Raw genomic sequence first — 5,780 nt, 5'->3', positions numbered from 1 at the left:
TTCGGTGAGGTCTGTAGAATGCGCATCTCTTTCGAGGGGCAAGCCAATTAGGCGGGCCGGAAATCGAAAGGTAACCGCTTGAAAGTCTTGAAGAAAACGTTTTCAAGAAAGTTTAAAAAAGCGGTTGACAAGGTGGCGGTTCAGTGTAGAATGCGCACCACTTCTGAGGGGCACGGCGAGGCCGGTTCACGAAGAAGGTAACCACTTGAAGTTGTTCGAAAATTTGCTTTTAAAATTCTTCGAAAAAAGTGGTTGACAAGGCAGCGAGACGATGTAGAATACGCGGCCTTGATTGAGCAACAGCTCAAACGCTCTTTAAAAAGTTAACCAAGTAATTCGTGTGGGCGCTGGCCGAGGTATTTCGGATACGAAATATCAGGACAGTGACTCGTCGAAATTGAGTTTTGTCTTGAGCAAGAATTAAGAATCTTCGGATTCTTGTATGATTTAAACTGAAGAGTTTGATCATGGCTCAGATTGAACGCTGGCGGCAGGCTTAACACATGCAAGTCGAGCGGAAACGATGATAGCTTGCTATCAGGCGTCGAGCGGCGGACGGGTGAGTAATGCTTAGGAATCTGCCTGGTAGTGGGGGATAGCCCGGGGAAACCCGGATTAATACCGCATACGTCCTACGGGAGAAAGCAGGGGATCTTCGGACCTTGCGCTATCGGATGAGCCTAAGTCGGATTAGCTAGTTGGTGGGGTAATGGCCTACCAAGGCAACGATCCGTAGCTGGTCTGAGAGGATGATCAGCCACATCGGGACTGAGACACGGCCCGAACTCCTACGGGAGGCAGCAGTGGGGAATATTGGACAATGGGGGCAACCCTGATCCAGCCATGCCGCGTGTGTGAAGAAGGCTTTCGGGTTGTAAAGCACTTTCAGTGAGGAGGAAAAGTTGGTCACTAATACTGGTCAGCCTTGACGTTACTCACAGAAGAAGCACCGGCTAACTCCGTGCCAGCAGCCGCGGTAATACGGAGGGTGCAAGCGTTAATCGGATTTACTGGGCGTAAAGCGCGCGTAGGTGGTTTGGTAAGCGAGATGTGAAAGCCCCGGGCTTAACCTGGGAACGGCATTTCGAACTGTCAGACTAGAGTGTGGTAGAGGGTAGTGGAATTTCCTGTGTAGCGGTGAAATGCGTAGATATAGGAAGGAACACCAGTGGCGAAGGCGGCTACCTGGACCAACACTGACACTGAGGTGCGAAAGCGTGGGGAGCAAACAGGATTAGATACCCTGGTAGTCCACGCCGTAAACGATGTCAACTAGCCGTTGGGGATCTTGAATCCTTAGTGGCGCAGCTAACGCACTAAGTTGACCGCCTGGGGAGTACGGCCGCAAGGTTAAAACTCAAATGAATTGACGGGGGCCCGCACAAGCGGTGGAGCATGTGGTTTAATTCGACGCAACGCGAAGAACCTTACCTGGCCTTGACATGCAGAGAACTTTCCAGAGATGGATTGGTGCCTTCGGGAACTCTGACACAGGTGCTGCATGGCCGTCGTCAGCTCGTGTCGTGAGATGTTGGGTTAAGTCCCGTAACGAGCGCAACCCCTATCCCTGGTTGCTAGCAGGTAATGCTGAGAACTCCAGGGAGACTGCCGGTGACAAACCGGAGGAAGGTGGGGATGACGTCAGGTCATCATGGCCCTTACGGCCAGGGCTACACACGTGCTACAATGGTGCGTACAGAGGGCTGCCAACTCGCGAGAGTGAGCCAATCCCTTAAAACGCATCGTAGTCCGGATCGGAGTCTGCAACTCGACTCCGTGAAGTCGGAATCGCTAGTAATCGCGAATCAGAATGTCGCGGTGAATACGTTCCCGGGCCTTGTACACACCGCCCGTCACACCATGGGAGTGGATTGCACCAGAAGTAGTTAGTCTAACCTTCGGGAGGACGATTACCACGGTGTGGTTCATGACTGGGGTGAAGTCGTAACAAGGTAGCCGTAGGGGAACCTGCGGCTGGATCACCTCCTTAAACGAAGCCGAATGCTTCGGTCAGAGTCCACACGAATTACTTGGTTGGCTAATAAAGAGAGCAAAGGGTCTTACAGGCCCGATTGTTTGGGTCTGTAGCTCAGGTGGTTAGAGCGCACCCCTGATAAGGGTGAGGTCGGTGGTTCAAGTCCACCCAGACCCACCAGAATTATCCAGCTCGTCGTTGTCGAAGTATTTGCATAGCAGGCTATGCGGCAAATTTCGACGCCTAGATCTGAATGATTCTTGTAGATAGCTTCTTGGGGCTATAGCTCAGCTGGGAGAGCGCCTGCCTTGCACGCAGGAGGTCGGCAGTTCGATCCTGCCTAGCTCCACCAAAACTTTACTGACTAACTTCGGTTAGCAGTGTACAGAAACAAGCTTTTCAGTTGTGTGACTCATGAAAGAGTTTCCGCTGAAGATCTTCTTTCTGATCACTGGGTCAGATTTGCTCTTTAACAAATTGGACGAGATAGAACACGAATATGTTTCTCTCATTATCTCCGAGAGAAAATGTTCAAAGTGATAACGATTTCAAGCGTTATCCGGTGTTGTCGTTGAAGTGGTTGTTATATCGCTTCAAGTGACTGTCTCTATTGATACTTACGTCAGGCTTGCCTGGTTTAAGTCTTGATCGAGCACAGTTGTCTTGGGGTTATATAGTCAAGCAACTAAGCGCATACGGTGGATGCCTTGGCAGTCAGAGGCGATGAAAGACGTGGAAGCCTGCGATAAGGTTCGGGGAGCTGGCAAACGAGCTGTGATCCGGACATTTCTGAATGGGGAAACCCACCTGGTCTAGGCCAGGTATCTTGCACTGAATACATAGGTGTAAGAGGCGAACCGGGGGAACTGAAACATCTAAGTACCCCGAGGAAAAGAAATCAACCGAGATTCCCTAAGTAGCGGCGAGCGAACGGGGACTAGCCCTTAAGCTAGACAACTGGTAGGAGAAGGCTCTGGAAAGTGCCGCCATAGTGGGTGATAGCCCCGTATCCGAAACCTGAGTCTAGTGAAATCGAGTAGGTCGGCGCACGAGAAACGTTGACTGAATATGGGGGGACCATCCTCCAAGGCTAAATACTCCTGACTGACCGATAGTGAACCAGTACCGTGAGGGAAAGGCGAAAAGAACCCCTGTGAGGGGAGTGAAATAGACCCTGAAACCGTATGCGTACAAGCAGTCGGAGCAGACTTGTTCTGTGACGGCGTACCTTTTGTATAATGGGTCAGCGACTTATGTTCAGTGGCGAGGTTAACCGTTTAGGGGAGCCGTAGGGAAACCGAGTCTGAATAGGGCGATTTAGTCGCTGGGCATAGACCCGAAACCGGGCGATCTATCCATGAGCAGGTTGAAGGTTGAGTAACATCAACTGGAGGACCGAACCCACTGTCGTTGAAAAGCCAGGGGATGACTTGTGGATCGGAGTGAAAGGCTAATCAAGCCCGGAGATAGCTGGTTCTCCCCGAAAGCTATTTAGGTAGCGCCTCGGACGAATACCACAGGGGGTAGAGCACTGTTTGGGCTAGGGGGTCATCTCGACTTACCAACCCCAGGCAAACTCCGAATACCTGTGAGTACTATCCGGGAGACACACGGCGGGTGCTAACGTCCGTCGTGAAGAGGGAAACAACCCAGACCGCCAGCTAAGGTCCCCAAGTACCAGTTAAGTGGGAAACGATGTGGGAAGGCTCAGACAGCTAGGAGGTTGGCTTAGAAGCAGCCATCCTTTAAAGAAAGCGTAATAGCTCACTAGTCGAGTCGGCCTGCGCGGAAGATGTAACGGGGCTCAAACTGGTCACCGAAGCTGCGGCTGCATACTCTGTATGCGGGGTAGGGGAGCGTTCTGTAGGCCTGCGAAGGTGAGTTGAGAAGCTTGCTGGAGGTATCAGAAGTGCGAATGCTGACATGAGTAACGACAATGGGAGTGAAAAACTCCCACGCCGGAAGACCAAGGTTTCCTGCGCAACGCTAATCGGCGCAGGGTGAGTCGGCCCCTAAGGTGAGACCGAAAGGTGTAATCGATGGGAAACGGGTTAATATTCCCGTACCTTGGATAGCTGCGATGGAGAGACGGAGAAGGCTAGGTGAGCCGGGCGACGGTTGTCCCGGTTTAAGCGAGTAGGGAGTGGACTTAGGCAAATCCGGGTCCACAATCCCGAGACGCGACGACGAGTGCCCAAGGGCGCGAAGTCATTGATGCCCTGCTTCCAGGAAAATCTTCTAAGCTTCAGGCTATTCGAGACCGTACCCCAAACCGACACAGGTGGTCAGGTAGAGAATACCAAGGCGCTTGAGAGAACTCGGGTAAAGGAACTAGGCAAAATGGTGCCGTAACTTCGGGAGAAGGCACGCCGGTATGTACGTGAAACCCCTGCGGGTGGAGCGGAAGCCGGTCGAAGATACCAGGCCCCTGCGACTGTTTATTAAAAACACAGCACTGTGCAAACACGAAAGTGGACGTATACGGTGTGACGCCTGCCCGGTGCCGGAAGGTTAATTGATGGGGTTAGCACTCGTGCGAAGCTCTTGATCGAAGCCCCGGTAAACGGCGGCCGTAACTATAACGGTCCTAAGGTAGCGAAATTCCTTGTCGGGTAAGTTCCGACCTGCACGAATGGCGTAACGATGGGGGCGCTGTCTCTACCCGAGACTCAGTGAAATTGAAATCGCCGTGAAGATGCGGTGTATCCGCGGCTAGACGGAAAGACCCCGTGAACCTTTACTATAGCTTCACAGTGAACTTTGAGCATGCTTGTGTAGGATAGCTGGGAGGCTTTGAAACCGGAACGCCAGTTCCGGTGGAGCCAACCTTGAAATACCAGCCTGGCATGTTTGAGGTTCTAACTCTGGCCCCTTATCGGGGTTGAGGACACTGTGTGGTGGGTAGTTTGACTGGGGCGGTCTCCTCCCAAAGCGTAACGGAGGAGCACAAAGGTGGGCTAAGCACGGTCGGACATCGTGCGGTTAGTGTAATGGCACAAGCCCGCTTGACTGCGAGACAGACACGTCGAGCAGGTACGAAAGTAGGTCATAGTGATCCGGTGGTTCTGTATGGAAGGGCCATCGCTCAACGGATAAAAGGTACTCCGGGGATAACAGGCTGATACCGCCCAAGAGTTCACATCGACGGCGGTGTTTGGCACCTCGATGTCGGCTCATCACATCCTGGGGCTGAAGCCGGTCCCAAGGGTATGGCTGTTCGCCATTTAAAGTGGTACGCGAGCTGGGTTTAGAACGTCGTGAGACAGTTCGGTCCCTATCTGCCGTGGACGTTGGAGATTTGAGGAAAGCTGCTCCTAGTACGAGAGGACCGGAGTGGACGAACCTCTGGTGTTCGGGTTGTTTCGCCAGAAGCATTGCCCGGTAGCTATGTTCGGACAGGATAACCGCTGAAAGCATCTAAGCGGGAAGCCCCTTCCAAGATGAGATCTCCCTTAGGCCTTGAGCCTACTAAAGAGCCGTTCAAGACCAGGACGTTGATAGGTCGGGTGTGTAAGCGCTGCGAGGCGTTGAGCTAACCGATACTAATTGCTCGTGCGGCTTGACTATATAACACCCAAGACAATTGCGGATAACGCAACGAAATCAACATCACGTTCTTCTCGTCCCCCAGTGATCAACCGTTTTGCCTGACGACCATAGCGGTCTGGAACCACCTGATCCCATCCCGAACTCAGAAGTGAAACAGACCTGCGCCGATGGTAGTGTGGCGTTGCCCATGTGAGAGTAGGTCATCGTCAGGCGCTTAATACCAAAAACCCCAGCATCTTCGATGCTGGGGTTTTTT

2 tRNA genes and 3 rRNA genes are annotated in these 5,780 nt (G+C 52.5%); all 5 read left to right on the top strand.

From position 1 onward, the window contains the following. The first annotated feature begins 449 nt into the window (after positions 1 to 449). The 5 genes from ACP2AU_RS16560 to rrf all read left to right on the top strand — a co-directional run bounded on the left by ACP2AU_RS16560 (position 450) and on the right by rrf (position 5,736). Positions 450 to 1,990: ribosomal RNA gene (locus ACP2AU_RS16560) — 16S ribosomal RNA — on the top strand. 88 nt (positions 1,991 to 2,078) lie between these two features. Then, positions 2,079 to 2,155, top strand: a tRNA-Ile gene (locus ACP2AU_RS16555). Between the two features lie 96 nt (positions 2,156 to 2,251). Next, positions 2,252 to 2,327: transfer RNA gene (locus ACP2AU_RS16550), tRNA-Ala, on the top strand. 323 nt (positions 2,328 to 2,650) lie between these two features. Further along, a 23S ribosomal RNA gene (locus ACP2AU_RS16545) occupies positions 2,651 to 5,542 on the top strand. 79 nt (positions 5,543 to 5,621) lie between these two features. Beyond that, a 5S ribosomal RNA gene (gene rrf, locus ACP2AU_RS16540) occupies positions 5,622 to 5,736 on the top strand. The 16S, 23S and 5S rRNA genes sit together here with 2 tRNA genes alongside, the layout of an rRNA operon. Positions 5,737 to 5,780 lie beyond the last annotated feature (44 nt).

Origin of the sequence: Marinobacter sp. VGCF2001, from assembly GCF_049943275.1 — a bacterium.
GTDB lineage: Bacteria > Pseudomonadota > Gammaproteobacteria > Pseudomonadales > Oleiphilaceae > Marinobacter.
This window is presented reverse-complemented; position numbering and strand designations above follow the sequence as displayed.